Annotated in this window: 15 protein-coding genes and 2 tRNA genes; 5 read left to right on the forward strand and 12 right to left on the reverse strand. The window is 69.7% G+C overall.

Going from position 1 to position 17,726, the window contains the following annotated elements:
- Positions 1-150: 150 nt before the first annotated feature.
- The 11 genes from BKA22_RS07195 to dnaA form a co-directional block, all read right to left on the reverse strand.
- A tRNA-Ala gene (locus tag BKA22_RS07195) sits at positions 151-223 on the reverse strand.
- A 52-nt stretch (positions 224-275) separates the two neighbouring features.
- On the reverse strand, positions 276-395 hold the full coding sequence (locus tag BKA22_RS19415) for a DLW-39 family protein (RefSeq protein ID WP_218866562.1): 120 nt from the start codon (positions 393-395) through the stop codon (positions 276-278).
- A gap of 21 nt (positions 396-416) precedes the next feature.
- Positions 417-490, reverse strand: a tRNA-Ile gene (locus BKA22_RS07200).
- Between the two features lie 69 nt (positions 491-559).
- Positions 560-1,432 carry a DUF3566 domain-containing protein gene (locus BKA22_RS07205; protein WP_146954693.1) on the reverse strand — a complete coding sequence of 291 codons (873 nt, stop codon included), beginning with the start codon at positions 1,430-1,432 and terminating at the stop codon, positions 560-562.
- Complete coding sequence (gene gyrA, locus BKA22_RS07210) at positions 1,429-4,050, reverse strand: DNA gyrase subunit A (protein ID WP_146954692.1); 2,622 nt, start codon at positions 4,048-4,050, stop codon at positions 1,429-1,431. The genes BKA22_RS07205 and gyrA overlap by 4 nt, the downstream gene beginning before the upstream one ends.
- A 47-nt stretch (positions 4,051-4,097) precedes the next feature.
- Entirely contained in the window at positions 4,098-6,161 is a 2,064-nt protein-coding gene (gene gyrB, locus BKA22_RS07215; protein ID WP_146954691.1) for a DNA topoisomerase (ATP-hydrolyzing) subunit B, read from the reverse strand.
- Positions 6,162-6,361: 200 nt separating this feature from the next.
- On the reverse strand, positions 6,362-6,949 hold the full coding sequence (locus BKA22_RS07220; protein WP_146954690.1) for a DciA family protein: 588 nt from the start codon (positions 6,947-6,949) through the stop codon (positions 6,362-6,364).
- Complete coding sequence (recF, locus tag BKA22_RS07225; RefSeq protein ID WP_146954689.1) at positions 6,939-8,177, reverse strand: DNA replication/repair protein RecF; 1,239 nt, start codon at positions 8,175-8,177, stop codon at positions 6,939-6,941. The genes BKA22_RS07220 and recF overlap by 11 nt, the downstream gene beginning before the upstream one ends.
- 31 nt (positions 8,178-8,208) lie before the next feature.
- The gene (gene gnd, locus BKA22_RS07230; protein WP_146954688.1) at positions 8,209-9,096 is read right to left on the reverse strand and encodes a phosphogluconate dehydrogenase (NAD(+)-dependent, decarboxylating); all 888 of its coding nucleotides are present in this window, start codon (positions 9,094-9,096) and stop codon (positions 8,209-8,211) included.
- Positions 9,097-9,146: 50 nt separating this feature from the next.
- Positions 9,147-10,277 carry a DNA polymerase III subunit beta gene (dnaN, locus tag BKA22_RS07235; protein WP_146954687.1) on the reverse strand — a complete coding sequence of 377 codons (1,131 nt, stop codon included), beginning with the start codon at positions 10,275-10,277 and terminating at the stop codon, positions 9,147-9,149.
- Between the two features lie 808 nt (positions 10,278-11,085).
- Complete coding sequence (gene dnaA, locus BKA22_RS07240; protein ID WP_146954686.1) at positions 11,086-12,582, reverse strand: chromosomal replication initiator protein DnaA; 1,497 nt, start codon at positions 12,580-12,582, stop codon at positions 11,086-11,088.
- A 509-nt stretch (positions 12,583-13,091) separates the two neighbouring features.
- Here dnaA and rpmH point away from each other — a divergent pair.
- Genes rpmH through BKA22_RS07265 form a run of 5 tightly spaced genes read left to right on the forward strand, consistent with a single transcriptional unit; the run spans position 13,092 to position 15,621 of the window.
- The gene (rpmH, locus tag BKA22_RS07245; protein ID WP_043601468.1) at positions 13,092-13,229 is read left to right on the forward strand and encodes a 50S ribosomal protein L34; all 138 of its coding nucleotides are present in this window, start codon (positions 13,092-13,094) and stop codon (positions 13,227-13,229) included.
- 11 nt (positions 13,230-13,240) lie between these two features.
- Entirely contained in the window at positions 13,241-13,609 is a 369-nt protein-coding gene (gene rnpA / locus BKA22_RS07250; RefSeq protein ID WP_146954684.1) for a ribonuclease P protein component, read from the forward strand.
- Between the two features lie 3 nt (positions 13,610-13,612).
- A complete protein-coding gene (yidD, locus tag BKA22_RS07255; RefSeq protein ID WP_179561681.1) occupies positions 13,613-13,921 on the forward strand; it encodes a membrane protein insertion efficiency factor YidD in 309 nt (102 codons plus the stop codon).
- Between the two features lie 25 nt (positions 13,922-13,946).
- A complete protein-coding gene (gene yidC, locus BKA22_RS07260) occupies positions 13,947-15,086 on the forward strand; it encodes a membrane protein insertase YidC (protein ID WP_146954683.1) in 1,140 nt (379 codons plus the stop codon).
- 28 nt (positions 15,087-15,114) lie between these two features.
- Entirely contained in the window at positions 15,115-15,621 is a 507-nt protein-coding gene (locus BKA22_RS07265) for a Jag family protein (RefSeq protein WP_146954682.1), read from the forward strand.
- 745 nt (positions 15,622-16,366) lie between these two features.
- On the opposite strand, the gene BKA22_RS07270 is transcribed toward BKA22_RS07265, so the two are convergent.
- Complete coding sequence (locus BKA22_RS07270) at positions 16,367-16,933, reverse strand: 2'-5' RNA ligase family protein (RefSeq protein WP_218866564.1); 567 nt, start codon at positions 16,931-16,933, stop codon at positions 16,367-16,369.
- Positions 16,934-17,726 lie beyond the last annotated feature (793 nt).

Consider the following 17,726-nt stretch of genomic DNA (forward strand, 5'->3'; position numbering starts at 1 on the left):
GCCGAAGTGGAGACGGGTGACGTCTGCGGGATCGAACATCCGCGCGTCGCGACCAAGGACCCGTCACCAGCAACGGCACCGGGTCCTTCGTTCGTCCTCATCGAGTCCCGGTCGTCAGCCCAAGGAGGACCAACCGTGAGGGTCTCTGGGTGGAGCCAAGGGGACTCGAACCCCTAACCCCCTGCTTGCAAAGCAGGTGCGCTACCAATTGCGCCATGGCCCCGAGCAGCACCCGGGGGTGCCGCTGGTGGTGATCCGCAGGGCAGCAGCCCGGGTCACTCGAAGGTGTCGGTGACCTCGGACCACAGGTCGCGCTCGTCGCGGTCCTGCACGTACCGCTGGTACACGACGTAGCCGACGGCGGCAGCAGCCGCCAGGAGCAGGAGCTTCTTCATCAGTCCCCCACGGGTCGGGAGTGGGCCTAACAGGACTTGAACCTGTGACCTCTTCCTTATCAGGGAAGCGCTCTAACCGTCTGAGCTATAGGCCCGTGCGACATCCGCTGCGGGCGGGCGTGCCGTAGGAGACTACCCCAGCACGACCGCCGCACCCAAACCCGTCACTCGTCGGTCATCGTGACGTGCACGCCGCCGACCAGGGCGGCGACGATGTTGTACAGGAATGCGCCGATCGTCGACAGGGCCGTGATCAGGAAGACGTCGATGACGGCGACCAGCGTGGCCCCGGAGATCGTCTTGCTGAACTCGACGTACTGCAGGATGTCGATGTCGCTCTCCGTGCCCACGATCTGCGTGACGAGGTCGTCGGCCTTGGCGAAGACCTGCAGACCGTCCAGCGTGAACCAGACGACCGCGGCGGCCACCACGATCATGACGCCGATCGCGACCGACAGCAGGAACGACAGCTTCATGACCGACCAGGGGTCGATCCGCGAGATCGACAGCCGGACGCGGCGCGGAGCGCCGTGCGGGCCCACCGTGGGCACGTGGCCGGTGGACGGCCGGGCGGAGTCACCTGCCGTGGCCGACGGGCGGGCGGCGCTCGGTGCCGAAGTGCCGGCGGCGGGGGACGTCGTGGTCATCGGGCTGTCCTTCGGGCGGGGACGGGTGAGCGAGGCTATCGCGGCCGAGGTTCCGCCGGCCGCCTTCTTGGCCCAGGCGGAGACCGAGTCGACCGCGGCGAGCAGCGGCGAGGGCAGCTCGTCACCCTCCGCCGACGACGCCGCGGAACCCGGGGCAGAGGCCTGAGCAGGGACGTCGTCGACACGCCGTGCAGGGGTCCCGTTGCCTTCGGCGCCCGTCTCCGTCCGGACCGGGTCCTCGGTCACCACGGGTGAATCCGCGCGTGCCGGCCGTGAGGCCGACGCGGCCCCGCCCGTCTGCCAGTCGCCGGAGACCGTCGACCGTCCGCCACCGGCGGGCTGGGTCGGTCGCTTGCGCGGCGGGATCGAGGGCGGGACGGCGTCTGTCATGCGTCCTCCGGGGAGGTGTCGGCGGTGGTGCCCGCGTCAGCCGTCGTGTCATCGGCAGCACGGGGGGCGTCCGGGTCGCCCGACATGTCCTGATCGTCGGATCCGGGAGCGTTCTCGGCGCCCACCGTACCCGCATCGTCCGCCAGGTGTCGCTCGGTGTTGCGAGCGACCGCGATGATCCGGTCCTGCGCGTCCGGCTTCGCGAAGATCACGCCCTGGGTGGTCCGGCCCGTCGCGTTGACCTCGACGACCGCGGACCGCACGACCTTGCCGCGTTCCATGATGACCAGGACCTCGTCCTCGAGGTCGACGACCAGGGCTCCCACGAGGTCGCCGTTCGCCTCGGGCAGGTTCGCGACCTTGATCCCCAGGCCACCGCGTCCCTGCTGGCGGTAGTTCTCCACGGTGAGGGCGGTGCGCTTGGCGATGCCGCCCTCGGTGACCGTGAACAGGAACGCGTCCTCGCGGACGACGTCCATGGCCAGCAGCTCGTCCTCGCCGCGGAACTTCATGCCGGTGACGCCCGACGTGGCGCGGCCCATCGGTCGCAGGGTCTCGTCGGACGCCGTGAACCGCACCGACTGGCCCTTGCGGGACACCAGGATCAGGTCGTCCGTGGAGTCGGCGAGCCGGGCGGACACGAGCTCGTCGGGCCGGCCCTCCTCGTCCTCGCGCAGGTTGATCGCGATGACGCCGCCCGTGCGGTTGGAGTCGTACTCCGACAGCCGGGTCTTCTTCACCAGACCGCGCTGCGTGGCCAGCACCAGGTGCTCGGCCTGCTCGTAGTCGCGCAGGTCGAGGACCTGGGCGATCTGCTCGCCCGGCTGGAAGGCCAGCAGGTTCGCGACGTGCTGACCCTTGGCGTCACGACCGCCCTCGGGCAGCTCGTACGCCTTGGCCCGGTAGACGCGGCCCAGGTTCGTGAAGAACAGCAGCCAGTGGTGCGTCGTCGTGACGAAGAAGTGGTCGACGATGTCGTCCTCGCGCAGCTGCGCTCCGCGCACACCCTTGCCGCCGCGCTTCTGCGCCCGGTAGTTGTCCGACCGGGTGCGCTTGACGTAGCCGCCGCGGGTGATGGTGACGACCATCTCCTCCTCGGCGATGAGGTCCTCGATCGACACCTCGCCGTCGAACGGCAGGATCCGGGTGCGCCGCTCGTCGCCGTACTTGTCGACGACGACCTTCAGCTCCTCGCTCACGATCTCGCGCTGACGCTCGGGGGACTCGAGGATCGTCCGGTAACCCACGATCAGCTGCTGGAGCGCGTCGTGCCGCTCCATGATCTCCTGCCGCTGCAGCGCGGCCAGCCGGCGCAGCTGCAGGTTGAGGATCGCGTTCGCCTGGACCTCGTCGACCTCGAGCAGGGCCATCAGGCCGCTGCGGGCCTCGTCGACGTCGGGGGAGCGGCGGATCAGCGCGATGACCTCGTCGAGCGCGTCGAGCGCCTTGAGGTACCCGCGGTAGACGTGGATCTCCTCCTCCGCCTTGCGCAGGCGGTACTGCGTGCGGCGGACGACGACGTCGAGCTGGTGCGTCGTCCAGTGCCGGACGAACGCGTCGATGCTCAGCGTGCGCGGCACGCCGTCGACCAGCGCGAGCATGTTCGCGCCGAACGTGTCCTGCAGCTGCGTGTGCTTGTAGAGGTTGTTCAGCACGACCTTGGCGACCGCGTCACGCTTGAGCACGATGACCAGGCGCTGACCGGTGCGGCCCGAGGTCTCGTCGCGGATGTCGGCGATGCCGGTGACACGGTTCTCGCGGACCAGGTCGGCGATCTTCTTCGCCAGGGTGTCCGGGTTCACCTGGTACGGCAGCTCGGTGACGACCAGGCAGATGCGGCCCTGGATCTCCTCGACCTCGACGACGGCGCGCATGGTGATCGAGCCGCGGCCCGTGCGGTACGCGTCCTCGATGGCCTTGTGACCCAGGATCGTGGCGGCCGTGGGGAAGTCCGGGCCCTTGATGCGGACCAGGAGGGCCTCGAGCAGCTCCTCCTTGGTGGCCTCGGGGTGCTCCAGGTACCACTGGACGCCCTCGGCGACCTCGCGCAGGTTGTGCGGCGGGATGTTCGTCGCCATGCCGACCGCGATACCGGCCGAGCCGTTGACCAGCAGGTTCGGGAACCGGCTGGGCAGGACGACCGGCTCCTGCGTGCGGCCGTCGTAGTTGTCCTGGAAGTCGACGGTGTCCTCGTCGATGTCGCGCACCATCTCCATGGCGAGCGGGGCCATCTTGCACTCGGTGTACCGCGGGGCGGCCGCCGGGTCGTCACCGGGGGAGCCGAAGTTCCCCTGGCCGGCCACGAGCGGGTACCGCAGCGACCAGTCCTGCACGAGGCGGACCAGGGCGTCGTAGATCGCCGTGTCACCGTGCGGGTGGTACTTGCCCATGACGTCGCCGACGACACGCGAGCACTTGGAGAACTGGCGGTCGGGTCGGTACCCGCCGTCGTACATCGCGTACAGCACGCGGCGGTGCACCGGCTTGAGCCCGTCACGCACGTCGGGAAGGGCGCGCCCGACGATGACGGACATCGCGTAGTCCAGGTACGAGCGCTGCATCTCGAGCTGCAGGTCGATCTGGTCGATGCGGCCGTGCTCGATGTCGTTCTCAGTCATTGCTTCTCAAGTCCTTCGGTCGTGGGAGCGTCGGGGTCGTCCCCACGTCAGATGTCGAGGAACCGCACGTCCTTGGCGTTGCGCTGGATGAACGAGCGACGCGACTCCACGTCCTCGCCCATGAGCACCGAGAAGATCTCGTCGGCCGCGGCGGCCTCGTCCAGCGTGACCTGCAGCAACGTGCGGTGCTCCGGCGACATCGTGGTCTCCCACAGCTCGGAGTAGTCCATCTCGCCCAGACCCTTGTAGCGCTGGATCGAGTTCTCCTTCGGCAGCCGCTTGCCCTTGGCCTGACCCTCGGTCACGAACGCGTCGCGCTCACGGTCGGAGTACACGTAGTCGTGCTCGGCGTTCGACCACTTGATCCGGTACAGCGGCGGCTGCGCGAGGTACACGTACCCGCCGGTGATGAGGTCCGGCATGTAGCGGAACAGGAGCGTGAGCAGCAGCGTGCGGATGTGCTGGCCGTCGACGTCGGCATCGGCCATCAGCACGATCTTGTGGTACCTCAGCTTGGCGACGTCGAAGTCCTCGCCGATGCCCGTGCCGAACGCCGTGATCAGCGCCTGCACCTCCTGGTTGCCCAGGGCCTTGTCCAGGCGGGCGCGCTCGACGTTGAGGATCTTCCCGCGGATCGGCAGGATCGCCTGCGTGCGCGGGTTGCGCCCACGGACCGCTGACCCACCGGCCGAGTCACCCTCGACGATGAAGACCTCGCACTCCGCGGGACGGTTCGACTGGCAGTCCTTGAGCTTGCCGGGCATGCCGCCCGACTCGAGCAGACCCTTGCGGCGGGTCGCCTCACGCGCCTTGCGGGCCGCCATGCGCGCGGCCGCGGCCTGGATCGACTTGCGGATGACGTCCTTCGCCTCGCCCGGGTGCGAGTCCAGCCAGTCGCCCAGCTGCTCGTTGACCACGCGCTGCACGAAGGTCTTGGCCTCGGTGTTGCCGAGCTTCGTCTTGGTCTGGCCCTCGAACTGCGGCTCGCCGAGCTTGACGGAGATGACGGCGGTCAGGCCCTCGCGGATGTCGTCACCCGTGAGGTTGTCCTCCTTCTCCTTGAGGATGCCCTTCTCGCGCGCGTAGCGGTTGATCAGCGAGGTCATCGCCGCACGGAAGCCCTCCTCGTGCGTGCCGCCCTCGGTCGTCGAGATGGTGTTCGCGTACGTGTGCACCGACTCGGAGTAGGCGGCGGTCCACTGCATGGCGATCTCGACGGAGATGCGCTTCTCGGTGTCCTCGGCCTCGAAGTCGATGACCTCGGGGTGCACCAGCTCGACCTTCTTCGCCGAGACCAGGTGCTTGACGTAGTCCACCAGGCCGCCGTCGTACCGGTACGTCACCTGGCGGACGGTCGCGGCGGGCTCGGCCGACTCGTTCTCGGACCCCGACTCTGTGTCCGTGACCTCGTCGTCCGTGCCGGTGTGCGCGGGGCGCTCGTCGGTGAGCGTGATCTGCAGACCCTTGTTGAGGAACGCCATCTGCTGGAACCGGCTGCGCAGCGTCTCGAAGTCGTAGTCCACGGTCTCGAAGATCGAGGGGTCCGCCCAGAAGGTCTGCTCGGTGCCCGTGTCCTGCGTCGCCTCGCCCTGGTGCAGCTCACCGGCCGGCTTGCCGCCATCGGCGAAGTTCTGCTGCCAGACATAGCCGTCTCGGCGGACCACGGTCTCCACGCGCGTGGACAGCGCGTTCACGACCGAGATGCCCACGCCGTGCAGACCACCTGAGACCGCGTACCCGGCGCCGCCGAACTTGCCGCCCGCGTGCAGGATCGTCATGACGACCTCGACCGTCGGCCGACCCTCGGTCGGGTGGACCGCCACGGGGATGCCACGACCGTTGTCGGTGACCTTGACCCCGCCGTCGGCGAGCAGGACGACCTCGATGTGGTCGCAGTAGCCGGCGAGCGCCTCGTCGACCGAGTTGTCCACGACCTCGTAGACCAGGTGGTGCAGCCCGCGCGCACCCGTCGAGCCGATGTACATGCCCGGACGCTTACGGACCGCCTCGAGGCCCTCGAGGACGGTGATCGCGCTGGCGTCGTACCCGCCGTTGCCCTTCGCCTGCGCCGTGGTCTGCTGCGTCGAGTCGGTGCTGCTCTGTTCGGCCACGGGCGGTGGTGCTCCTCAAGGTCTCGCACGCGACGGAGAGGCCCGCCGGACCCGTGGGGGGGCGGATCACTCCATGACGCTGGAGTTCGTGTCTCTGTACCGGCACAGATGCGCCAGGAATGACCTCTGCAGTCTACCGTCTGGACGGCCCGAGGCCCGGTTCTTCCCCCGTGCCGCCGCGAGAGCCTTCCCACGACGGCTCAGCCGAACGTGTCCCGCACCCCGCGACCACCCTTGGCGGACCGCGGACCACGGCCGAAGCCCGGACCGCCGGGCCCCTGGACCTTCACCTCGAGGACCACGCCCTCCCCGACCTCGTCGGCGATCCGGCGCAGCAGGTTCGGCGCCAGGATCTTCAGCTGCGTCGCCCAGCCCGTCGAGTCGGCACGCAGCGTGAGCACCCCGGCCTCGAACGTCACCGGCTCCGAGTGCTCGGCGACAGGGCCGTCCACGATGTCCGCCCAGCGCCCCATCACGCCGCCGACCTGCACCTGGGCACGCATCCCGTTGAGGTCCAGCAGGTGGCTCAGCGTCGAGGCGACCGGCTGCGGGTCCCGCGGACCCGCCCCCGACGTCCCCATCTGGACCTCGAGAGCGGAGCGACGGCGAGGGGCCTCGCCCGGGCGCAGACCTCGAGCACGAGCCGCCGCCTTCGCCCGGTTCAGCGCCGCGCGAGCCACCTGCTCAGGAGGCGTCAGCTCGACGAGCCGGGACACCGGCACGCCGTCCGGAACAGGCGACGGCGGAGTCGGGAGCAGCGAGTCGTCTCCCTGCACGTCAGAGGACACGGGTGGCCTCCCCGCCCATGACGTCCACCCGCGCTCCGGCGAGCGGCTCGGGCACGTCGTCCGGCACGGCCGCCGTGATCAGCACCTGGCGTGCAGGCGCGACCAGCTCCGCCAGGCGGTCCCGACGCCGGGCATCGAGCTCGGCGAACACGTCGTCCAGGATGAGCACCGGCTCGCCGTCCGGACCCCAGTCCGCCACCCACAGGTCGTCACCGGCCGGCGCGTCGCCGGACAGCAGCGCGTAGGACGCCAACCGCAGGGCCAGGGCGAACGACCACGACTCGCCGTGGCTCGCGTACCCCTTCGCCGGCAGGTCGCCGAGCGTCAGCACCAGGTCGTCGCGGTGCGGACCGACGAGGCACACCCCGCGTTCGATCTCCTTCGGGCGCAGCCGACCCATCGCCTCGAGCAGCTGGGCCTCGACGAGCTCGACCGACGGCCGGGTCGACAGCCGCTCGTCCTGCGCGCCCGGAGCACCCTCGGCCTCGTCACCCGCAAGGGCCGCGTCCAGCGAGGCCCGGTACGCGATCGAAGCGACACCCTGCCCGGCGCTGACCTGCTCGTACGCTCGGCCGACGTGCGGGCGCAGCGCATCGACCAACGCCCGCCGGGCCACGATCAGCTGGGCACCGGTCTGCGCGAGCTTGGAGTCCCACACGTCGAGAGTCCGCAGGTCGGCGCCCCCGCGCGAGCCACGGAACGCGGCACCGGCGGACTTGAGCAGCGCGGACCGCTGCCGCAGCACCCGGTCGTAGTCCGCGACGATCCCCGCCAGCCGCGGCGTCAGCTGCACCGCGAGGTCGTCGAGGAACCGGCGACGCTCACCCGGATCACCCTTGACGAGGGCCAGGTCCTCGGGCGCGAAGAGGACCGTCCGCAGGATCCCCAGCACGTCACGAGCCCGGCCGGGGGAGCCCCCGTTGATGCGCGCGCGGTTCGCCTTGCCGGGCGTGACCTCGACCTCGATGGTCGTCGTCCGAGGCTGCCCCGGGTCGAGCTCGCGGACCACACGCGTCCGCACGACCGCACGGGAAGCACCCTGACGCACCAGCGCCGCGTCCGACGGGACCCGGTGGCTGCCCAGCGTCGCGACGTATCCGATCGCCTCGACCAGGTTCGTCTTGCCCTGCCCGTTGGGCCCGACCAGCGCCGTGATCCCGGGGTCGAGCGGGAGCTCGACCTGCGCATAGGAGCGGAAGTCGGTCAGCGAGAGGTGCGCGACGTACATCGGGTCGGCTGGGGCGGGCTCGACGCCCGGCTCAGGGAGCCGGGCGCACGGCGTGCCCGCCGAACTGCTGACGCAGGGCCGCGACGGCCTTCATCGCCGGCGACTCGCCCTGACGCGAGGCGAACCGGGCGAACAGCGCGGCGGAGATCACCGGGGCGGGTACGGCCAGGTCGATCGCCTCGTCGACCGTCCACCGACCCTCGCCGGAGTCCTCGACCCAGTCGTCGATCGCCGCGAGCTTCGGGTCCTCCTCGAGGGCCTGCACCAGCAGGTCGAGCAGCCAGGAGCGCACCACGGTGCCACGGCTCCATGCCTTGAACGTGCCGTGCACGTCGGTGACCAGGTCCTTCGCCGCGAGCAGCTCGAAGCCCTCGGCGTACGCCTGCATCAGGCCGTACTCGATCCCGTTGTGCACCATCTTCGCGAAGTGGCCCGCGCCGACCGCACCGGCGTGCACGAAGCCCTCCTCGCGAGGGCCCTCCGGGCGCAGCGCGTCGAACACCGGCATGGCCCGCTCGACCAGCGCGGCCTCGCCACCGACCATGAGGCCGTAGCCGTTCTGCAGGCCCCAGACCCCGCCGGACACCCCCGCGTCGAGGAAACCCACGCCGTGCTCGGCCAGCAGCGCCGCGTGCGGTGCGTCGTCCTGGTAGTACGAGTTGCCGCCGTCGATCACCAGGTCGCCCGGGACGAGCAGACCGGCGAGCTCACGCACGACCCCGTCGGTGATCGCGCCCGACGGCACCATGACCCACACGAGACGCTCGCCGGCCGGCAGGGCCTCCACGAGGGCGTCGAGCGAGGGCACGTCCGTGACGTCGGGGTTCCGGTCGAATCCGGTGACCTCGATCCCCGCGGCGCGCAGCCGGGTGCGCATGTTGGCACCCATCTTGCCCAGACCCACCAGACCGATGTGCATGAGACCCACCCTCCCCGAGCGGCTGACTGACGTGCGGACCGACCTGCCGGTCAGCTCGCGAAACGGATCGGGACCAGGAGGTAGCGGTACTCCGCGAGGTCCTCGCCCTCCAGCGAACCCTGACCGGTGAACTCCACCGGCTTGTTGGGGTGCGTGAACGACAGCCGGACGAAGGGCGTCGTGAGGGCACCCAGGCCGTCGAGCAGGAAGTGCGGGTTGAACGCGACCGAGATCTCCTCGCCGACGAGCACCGCCTCCAGTGCCTCGGACGCCTGAGCGTCGTCGCCCTGACCCGCGTCGAGGACGACCTGGCCGTCGCTGAAGGACAGCCGGATCGGCGTGTTGCGCTCGGCCACGAGGGCCACACGCTTGGCCGCGTCGGCCAGGAGCTGGGTGTTGACCACGGCGTGGATGGGCGTCTCGTCCGGGAACAGCCGACGCACCGCGGGGTAGTCGCCGTCGACGAGCAGGCTCGTCGTCTGACGGCCGCCGGCCTCGAAGCCGATCAGGTCGACGCCCGTGCCCGAGGACAGGCCGATGCTCACCGAGCCGGCCGTCCCGAGCGACTTCGCCGCGTCGGTGAGGGTGCGCGCACGCACCAGTGCGACGGTCGAGATGTCGGGCGACGTGGGCTTCCAGGTGAGCTCGCGCAGCGCGAGCCGGTACCGGTCGGTCGCGAGCAGCGTGATCTTCTCGCCCTCGATCTCCACGCGCACACCGGTGAGCAGCGGGAGCGTGTCGTCCCGGCTGGCAGCCACGGAGACCTGGGCGACGGCGTGCGTGAGCTCGTCGCCGTCGACGGTGCCGGTGATCTCGGGCATGACCGGAAGGCTCGGGTAGTCCTCGACGGGCATGGTCAGCAGCGTGAAACGGCTCGCACCGCAGGTGACGACGACCTTCGTACCCTCGAGGACGACGTCGACAGGCTTGCCGGGCAGCGCGCGCGAGATCTCCGCGAGCAGCCTGCCGGAGACCAGGACGGTGCCGGGCTCCGAGACGTCGGCCGGGATCTGCGAGCGTGCGGAGACCTCGTAGTCGAAGCTCGACAGCTGGATCGTGCCGGTGGAGTCGGCCTCGATGCGGACGCCGGCGAGCACGGGGACCGGGGGACGCGTGGGCAGGCTGCGGGCCGTCCACGTGACGGCGTCGGCCAGAACGTCACGATCGACCCGGAACCTCATGCCACACCTCTCGTCGTTGCGGACCTGGACCGTAGGGGTCGGTACCCACAGGCGCGAACGGAGGTGGGTGGTGCGTGCCCCGTGCGACCGCGCTGGTGGGAACGACACATCAGTGCCGTCGCAGGCGTCAGCCGAACATTACGCGAGAGGTCCGACGCCCGACACCGCCTGTGCCGCCGTCGTGCTCTGCGTGTCTCCCCGTGTCGCTGTGGTGCGCTCGCGCTGCTCGTCGCTCAGCCGTTCGACGGTGTGTGGATCTCTCCAAGGTAGAAGTCTCGTCGTCGTCGTCACAGCTGTGGATTCTGTGGAGAACCACCGTTCGTGCAGGTCACCCCAGGTTTTCCGTGTGGACCCAGGATGTGGGCAGACAGGCCCCTCCGGTGGATGCGCGTGGACGACGCGCAGACCGTCCACCGCTGTCCACCGAAGGACCCCTCTGTGTCCACACCGTGCGGGCCCTCGTCCACCGTCGTCCACAGGTGTATGCACAGGTGTGAACATTCGTCCCATGCATGTCTCACCCAGACCGTGAACCTTGTGGTCAACGCGCTCCCGGTGACATCGCGGTGAGCGTCTGGGGACGCCGCGGAGGTGTCCGATTCGTGGCGATTCGGAGTCGCGGGTGTGTCGGCCCAGGTCAGCGGCCTGTGGGTGAAGGTCATGGCACGTGACCTGCGTGAACACGCGGTGAAGTCGCCCCATGACTCGGTGTCCACACAGCCGTCCACAGGCTGTGGGGGACGGTGTGGATAACTCTGGGGACGGCTAGGCCGCAGGGCCGTCCACGAGGATGTCGACCGGCGTCCGGTCAGCTGCGGTTCTGCAGCTTGATGCGGTTGGTGAGCTCGGTCACCTGGTTGTAGATCGACCGACGCTCGGCCATCAGCTCGCGGATCTTGCGGTTCGCGTGCATGACCGTCGTGTGGTCGCGACCACCGAACGCCTGCCCGATCTTCGGCAGCGACAGGTCCGTCAGCTCGCGGCACAGGTACATGGCGATCTGCCGGGCCGTGACCAGCACACGCGAGCGGGAGGAGCCGCACAGGTCGTCGATGGACAGCCCGAAGTACGCGGCCGTCTGACCGATGACCTGCGTCGCGGTGATCTCCGCGGTCTGGTCGTCGGTGATGAGGTCCTTGAGGACGATCTCCGCGAGCGTCAGGTCGACCTGCTGCCGGTTGAGGTTCGCGAAGGCCGTCACCCGGATCAGCGCGCCCTCGAGCTCGCGGATGTTCGTCGAGATCTTCGAGGCGATGTACTCCAGCACGTCGTCCGGGGCCTGCAGGCGTTCGCTCGCCGCCTTCTTGCGCAGGATCGCGATACGCGTCTCGAGGTCCGGCGGCTGCACGTCGGTGATGAGGCCCCACTCGAAGCGTGAGCGCATGCGGTCCTCGAAGCCGTTCAGCTTCTTCGGCGGCAGGTCGGAGGTCAGCACGACCTGCTTGTTCGCGTTGTGCAGGGTGTTGAACGTGTGGAAGAACTCCTCCATCGTCTGTTCCTTGCCCTGCAGGAACTGGATGTCGTCGACGAGGAGCACGTCGACCTCGCGGTACCGGCGCTGGAAGGCGCCGGCCTTGCCCTCGCCGATGGAGTTGATGAAGTCGTTGGTGAACTCCTCGGAGTTCACGTACCGCACGCGCACGCTCGGGTAGAGGTTCTGCGCGTAGTGGCCGATGGCGTGCAGCAGATGGGTCTTGCCCAGGCCCGAGTCCCCGTAGATGAACAGCGGGTTGTAGGCCTTCGCGGGTGCCTCGGCGACGGCGACCGCCGCCGCGTGCGCGAAGCGGTTGGACGACCCGATGACGAAGGTCTCGAACAGGTACTTGGGGTTGAGGCGGGCCGGCTCCGACATCTGGCGGCGCGGTGCGGGCAGCGGGCTGGGCTCGGCGTCGGGCACGGGCCGCGGTCCCGTGGACCTGGGTTCGTCGTCCATGACGACCCGGCGTGCGGGCTCTCCCGACTCCACGGTGAGCGACATGTCGATGCCGTGCTGCTCGACCGTGCCGGGTGCTGCCCTCAGCTGCGGGGGAGCGTCGACGGCGACCTCGGCGTCGACGGTGATCGCGAACCGGGCCTCACGCCCGAGCGCCTCACCCAGTGCCTCGACGACCTCGGCACGCACGCGCGTCTCGAGGTACTCCTTCGTCAGGTCGTTGCCGACCGCCAGGAGCATGGTGCCGTCGAGGAGGCCGAGCGGGTGGGCGAGACGGACGAAGGCGAGCTGCCGAGGCGTGATGTCGGGGCTCGCCTCGAACGTCGCGACCACGTGGCCCCAGACCCGTGCGAGCTCTTCGTCCTGTGACACGTCCTACCTCAGCTGATCGGGTTCGAGGTCGTTGAGTCTCGCACGGGCGTCGGTTGTCCACATACTTGTCCACACCTGTGTGCGGAAGATCTCCTGCCCGATCTGCCGCATACCGACTGCTCGGATCGGGGATCTGCGGACACTCTGGGGCGACTCGTGCCCGGCGATCACCTCGATGTGATCAACAGGGCGTCCCTGAGCGCGGCGACGTCGACCGATCGTAGTCCGGCAGTCTCGCCGGCACGAGGGTCTGGCGACCGACGACCACGAGATGTGGCGCGTCGTTCGCGGGTGGGCGCACCGGGGTGAGAAGGTGCCCGGTTGCCCCTGCATTTGACCCTTCGACATCGGTCCGCGTACCGTGGTGCAGCCTTACTGATGGCTCCTGCTGGCGCGCCCAGACGCCGCACGCGGTACGCGTGTCTCATGGGAGCAGTCGAGCCTGGCAGCCAGACCTGGTCGTGCACGACACGTGCGCGATCGTTCCTCCGGAGCACGTGGAGTATCTCGTGACCAAGCGCACCTTCCAGCCGAACAACCGGCGCCGCGCCAAGACGCACGGCTTCCGCCTGCGGATGCGCACCCGCGCGGGCCGCGCGATCCTCGCTGCGCGCCGCCGCAAGGGCCGCGCGGAGCTCTCCGCCTGACGCCACCGTCGGTGCTGCCCGCCGCGCACCGGATGGTCCGTGCTGCCGATTTCGAGCAGGCGGTCCGCCGGGGTGTGCGCAGCGGACGGGACACCCTCGTGGTGCACCTGACGACACAGACCGACCACGACGCCTCCGGGCCCGTGGTCGGTTTTGTCGTGTCCAAGGCCGTCGGCAACGCGGTGACACGGAACCTCGTCAAGAGGCGTCTGCGCAACCTGGTCCGGGAACGGCTCGGTGAGCTGCCGGACGGGACGGGTGTCGTCGTCCGGGCGCTCCCGGCGGCAGCCACGACGACGTACGGCCGTCTCGGGGCCGACCTGGACTCGGCGCTTGCCGGCGCTCGGCGTCGAGCACGGCAACGCGCGACAGGTGCCTGAACCATGACCGTCTCGTCACTGCTGCACGAGCTCGTGCGCCTCCCGGCACGCGGCCTGCTGGTCCTGCTCCGGCTCTACCAACGGTTCATCTCGCCGATGACGCCGCCGACCTGCCGCTTCTACCCGTCCTGCTCGCAGTACGCGGTGATCGCAGTCACCCGGCACGGCTTGCTGCGGGGGAGCTGGCTCGCCGGTCGCCGCCTGCTGCGGTGCCACCCCTGGAACCCCGGCGGCGTCGACGACGTTCCACCGGCACGTACGTCCACCCCTCATCTGCACCGTCGTCGAGACGTGGCACCGTCCGCGCACTGACCCTGCGAAAGAGGAGCTCTGCCACATGTCGTGGTTCGACGGCCTGCTCTGGCCGATCATGCTCGTCGTGGCCTGGATCATGGTCCAGTTCCACAAGTTGTTCACCGCCATGGGCCTGGGCTCCGGCTCGGGAGCGGCATGGACGCTGTCGATCATCGGTCTGGTGATCGTCATGCGGATCCTGCTGATCCCGCTCTTCTTCAAGCAGATCAAGGCGTCGCGAGGCATGCAGATGCTCGCACCCGAGATGCAGGCGATCCAGAAGAAGTACAAGGGGAAGTCGGACCCTGCCTCTCGTGAGGCCATGAGCCGCGAGACCATGGAGCTGTACAAGAAGCACGGGACGAACCCGTTCGCCTCCTGCCTGCCCATCCTGCTGCAGTCCCCGATCTTCTTCGCGCTGTTCCGGGTGCTGAACTCTCTTCCGATGGTTGCCGACGGGACGTTCCCGCGGGGCGACATCGGCGTCTTCACGCAGGACCTCGCCAAGCAGTTCGAGTCGGCCACGCTCTGGGGTGCACCGTTGTCGGGCACCTTCATGAAGGCCAGCGAGTTCTCGGACCCGAGCACGGCGATGCACATCCGCATCGTCACGATCGTGCTCATCCTCGCCATGACGGCGACGACGTTCACCACCCAGCGCCAGCTGACCATGAAGAACATGCCGCCGTCGGCGCTCGAGGGCCCGATGGCGCAGCAGCAGAAGATGCTGCTCTACGTCCTCCCGCTGGTCTTCGCGTTCTCCGGCGTGAACTTCCCGATCGGTGTGCTCGTCTACTGGACCACGACCAACATCTGGTCGATGGGCCAGCAGTTCTACACGATCCGCCGGATGCCGGCGCCCGGTTCCCAGGCCGAGGCCGCCCTCAAGGCGCGGCAGGCCCACCGAGCCGCAGCCAAGGGTCAGACGATCGAGGACGCCCCTCGTGCCGTGATCGAGGAGGCGCCGCGCAGCGGTCAGCGTGAGCAGCCCAAGCGCAAGGACCGGGCCAAGCCCCGGCCCGTGTCAGGTGCGCCGTCGGACGAGAAGGCACCGCTCGCCGAGAAGCCGACGACAGCCACCAAGTCGACGGCGCCCAAGAAGCCGACCGCACCGAAGCAGCCCAAGGACGACGACCCGGGATCGACGACGAGCCCGACCACGTCGCCGAAGCCCAAGAAGTAGCGCCGACGGCGCCTTGAGAGGGAGAACCATGACATCGACCCAGCCGGACGCCCCCTCCGAGTCGACCAAGCGACTGGAGGAGGAGGGCGAGATCGCCGCCGACTACCTCGAGGAGCTTCTCGACATCGCCGACCTGGACGGCGACATCGAGATCGACGTCGACCACGGCCGCGCCGCGGTGGAGATCGTCTCGGAGGACCCGTCGGACCGTTCGCTGCGCCGCCTTGCCGGCCAGGACGGCGACGTGCTCGACGCCCTGCAGGAGCTCACACGTCTCGCCGTCCAGGCGAAGACGGGGGAGCGCAGCCGTCTGATGCTCGACGTGGCCGGATACCGCGCGGGCCGCCGGGCGGAGCTCGTCGTGATCGCCGACGAGGCGATCGCGAAGGTGCGAGCGACGAGCGAGCCCGTCGCGCTCGACCCGATGAACCCGTTCGAGCGCAAGGTCGTGCACGACGCGGTCGCCGCCGCGGGGCTCACGAGCGACTCGGACGGCGAGGAGCCGTCGCGGCACGTGGTCATCCGACCCGCCTGACAGACGTATCGACGAACGGCGGACCACCCCGAGCGGGAGGTCCGCCGTTCGTCGTTTCACGTGGAACACCCGGCGGCTGGTCGGATGTGCAGGGCCGACAGGCGGCCACGCGAGATCCGCGGGCGGGCCCTCACGGCGGGCGTTCGTCACTTCGCCACCTCCTCGGAGCGGTGCGGTCGCCCTCACGGGAGGCACCGGGATTGAGCTTCACTCGGTACGGCGCTGGCTGCGTCCTATGGTCGAGCGCGTCAGGATCTCGCACGGAGGCCGGCGCACTGCGCCGGACGAGGTGGGGCGTGGCCGGCCGGGCCCCCATCCGCCGTGGTTCCACGTGAAACGTGCGGGGTTCTGGCCGGCGCCGACCAGGACTACGGTGGCAGCCCGCCTGCGTCGTCGACGATCTGGTGGTCTTCGTGGACAGCCCGCACCGGTGGTGCCCGATGCCGTGATCAGGGCTCCGGTCAGCCGGGTCGTGTGCCTCGGCCGTCCAGACTCTCCTCCCTGGTGAACCGCACGTGACGCCTCCAGGCCGTCTGCCGCGGCCTGAACGGGACGGGTAGGTACCGCCACGGCGACCCGGTCCGGCCGTGGCGGACAGTCCCCTCGACCATGCGGGGCGTCTCACGAACACGCGACCACCGCCGGCAGCCATCGAGGGCGTCAAACGGGCGCACAACTCCCACTCGGCGTCCGACGACACGGCGTCACGGCGCCCGCCTAGCCCTTCAGAGAGGTGGCCCCACGCTCAGGAGACATGGCCAAGAGGCATGCGCTGCACCGTCCGCCACGAACGAGGGGCGTCGGTCCCGGCGATGAGGAGGGCGTGGTCGACGTGCTGCGCGAACGGCAGGTGTGGCCGCACGTCGTCTTCGGCCCGTTCGAGGTCGCCCGGAGCGCCCATCGGCCGTTCGGCGACGGTGACATGGGGGTGGATCTCGTCGAACGCACCTCCGTACGGGGGCCGGTCCGGGAAGGCTCGCCACACCGCAAGCGTCAGCCGACGGAACGGCTCTGCGGGATGGGGCCCGAGCCACAGAACATCTGATCCGAACCAACCCGGTGCCGCGAACGTCGCGTCGAACTCCGGCTCCGAAGCGATGGCGGCGCCGAGGCGGTCGAGGGCGACGGGGCCGAGCTCGTCCGGCGGCAGGAACGGATAGAGGACCGTGATATGGGCGGGTACACCCCAGCCTGCAGCCCGGTCGAGACGAGCGCGGTGCCGACCGACAACCCCCTCGGCGGCCGGAACCGGCACGATCACTGCGGTCCGGGTCGCCGGCGGTTGCGGCGTCAGGTCGTCGAGGCTGTGCACCTGACGAACCTAGGACGCAGTCGTGGCCACGCGCCCGGGATTTCGACGCCACCGAACGCTCTCGGCGCCGTGCCTGACCACGGTGGGGGGACGTGCGCCAGGTGTGTCCGTGGTGTCGAGGTCGTTCGATCGCTCGGTGGTACGGAGGAGCTCCAGGCGCTTCGATCCGTGTCGGTGGTCCGGACTCTCGAGCCGGGAGCCCAACGCCGGTGGCAGCAGGGTCACTGCGCGTCCCACAGTCGGCGCGGACGACGGAGTCGAACATGCGGATCGGGCCGTGACACGAGCGCGGAAGTCTCTGCACCCGTGAGCGTGGCGCTCGACGACAGTGCTGGGCAAGGAGCGTGGTGCGACCGCCGTCCGCGGTGGTCGACGCCCTTCGGCCCTCCCAGGGTGGCTCTGATCGGCATGACGTCGCCCGCGGGCCGCGCGGCGTGGTGTGCCTGCGTGTTCCACGTGAAACACGTGTGGTGCTCGCCCTGGGCGGGAGCGGGGCGTGCCGGGTCACCGGGCGCGGCACCGCTGCTGTGTCCGCGAGCACGGCACCAGGTGCCCATCGTGCTCGGCGCGCGAATGCCCTTCGTAGCGTCGGAGGGGTGGCTGTTGGTCGAACCGACCGTGAGCGTGACGCTCAGCGGTGTCGTCACGAGGTGCCGGGGAATCGGCGCTTGAGGCGACGCTGACAGCGCGGACAGCGCGGACAGCGCGGACGACGGGAGCGAGGGGACCGCGTGGTGCGCGGCGGCACGGGCGTCTCAGTAGTGCGCGGCGGGCTCGGTACGTCCGCGCGGTG

The organism is Cellulomonas soli, assembly GCF_013409305.1.
Classification (GTDB): Bacteria; Actinomycetota; Actinomycetes; order Actinomycetales; family Cellulomonadaceae; genus Cellulomonas; species Cellulomonas soli.

Excerpts from the sequence above, each read along its gene's own strand:
- BKA22_RS19415 (WP_218866562.1), bottom strand. The coding sequence starts at position 395 with ATGAAGAAGCTCCTGCTCCTGGCGGCTGCTGCCGCCGTCGGCTACGTC.
- BKA22_RS07205 (WP_146954693.1), bottom strand. The coding sequence starts at position 1,432 with ATGACAGACGCCGTCCCGCCCTCGATCCCGCCGCGCAAGCGACCGACC.
- gyrA (WP_146954692.1), bottom strand. The coding sequence starts at position 4,050 with ATGACTGAGAACGACATCGAGCACGGCCGCATCGACCAGATCGACCTG.
- recF (WP_146954689.1), bottom strand. The coding sequence starts at position 8,177 with ATGTACGTCGCGCACCTCTCGCTGACCGACTTCCGCTCCTATGCGCAG.
- gnd (WP_146954688.1), bottom strand. The coding sequence starts at position 9,096 with ATGCACATCGGTCTGGTGGGTCTGGGCAAGATGGGTGCCAACATGCGC.
- dnaN (WP_146954687.1), bottom strand. The coding sequence starts at position 10,277 with ATGAGGTTCCGGGTCGATCGTGACGTTCTGGCCGACGCCGTCACGTGG.
- yidD (WP_179561681.1), top strand. The coding sequence starts at position 13,613 with ATGACCGTCTCGTCACTGCTGCACGAGCTCGTGCGCCTCCCGGCACGC.
- yidC (WP_146954683.1), top strand. The coding sequence starts at position 13,947 with ATGTCGTGGTTCGACGGCCTGCTCTGGCCGATCATGCTCGTCGTGGCC.
- BKA22_RS07265 (WP_146954682.1), top strand. The coding sequence starts at position 15,115 with ATGACATCGACCCAGCCGGACGCCCCCTCCGAGTCGACCAAGCGACTG.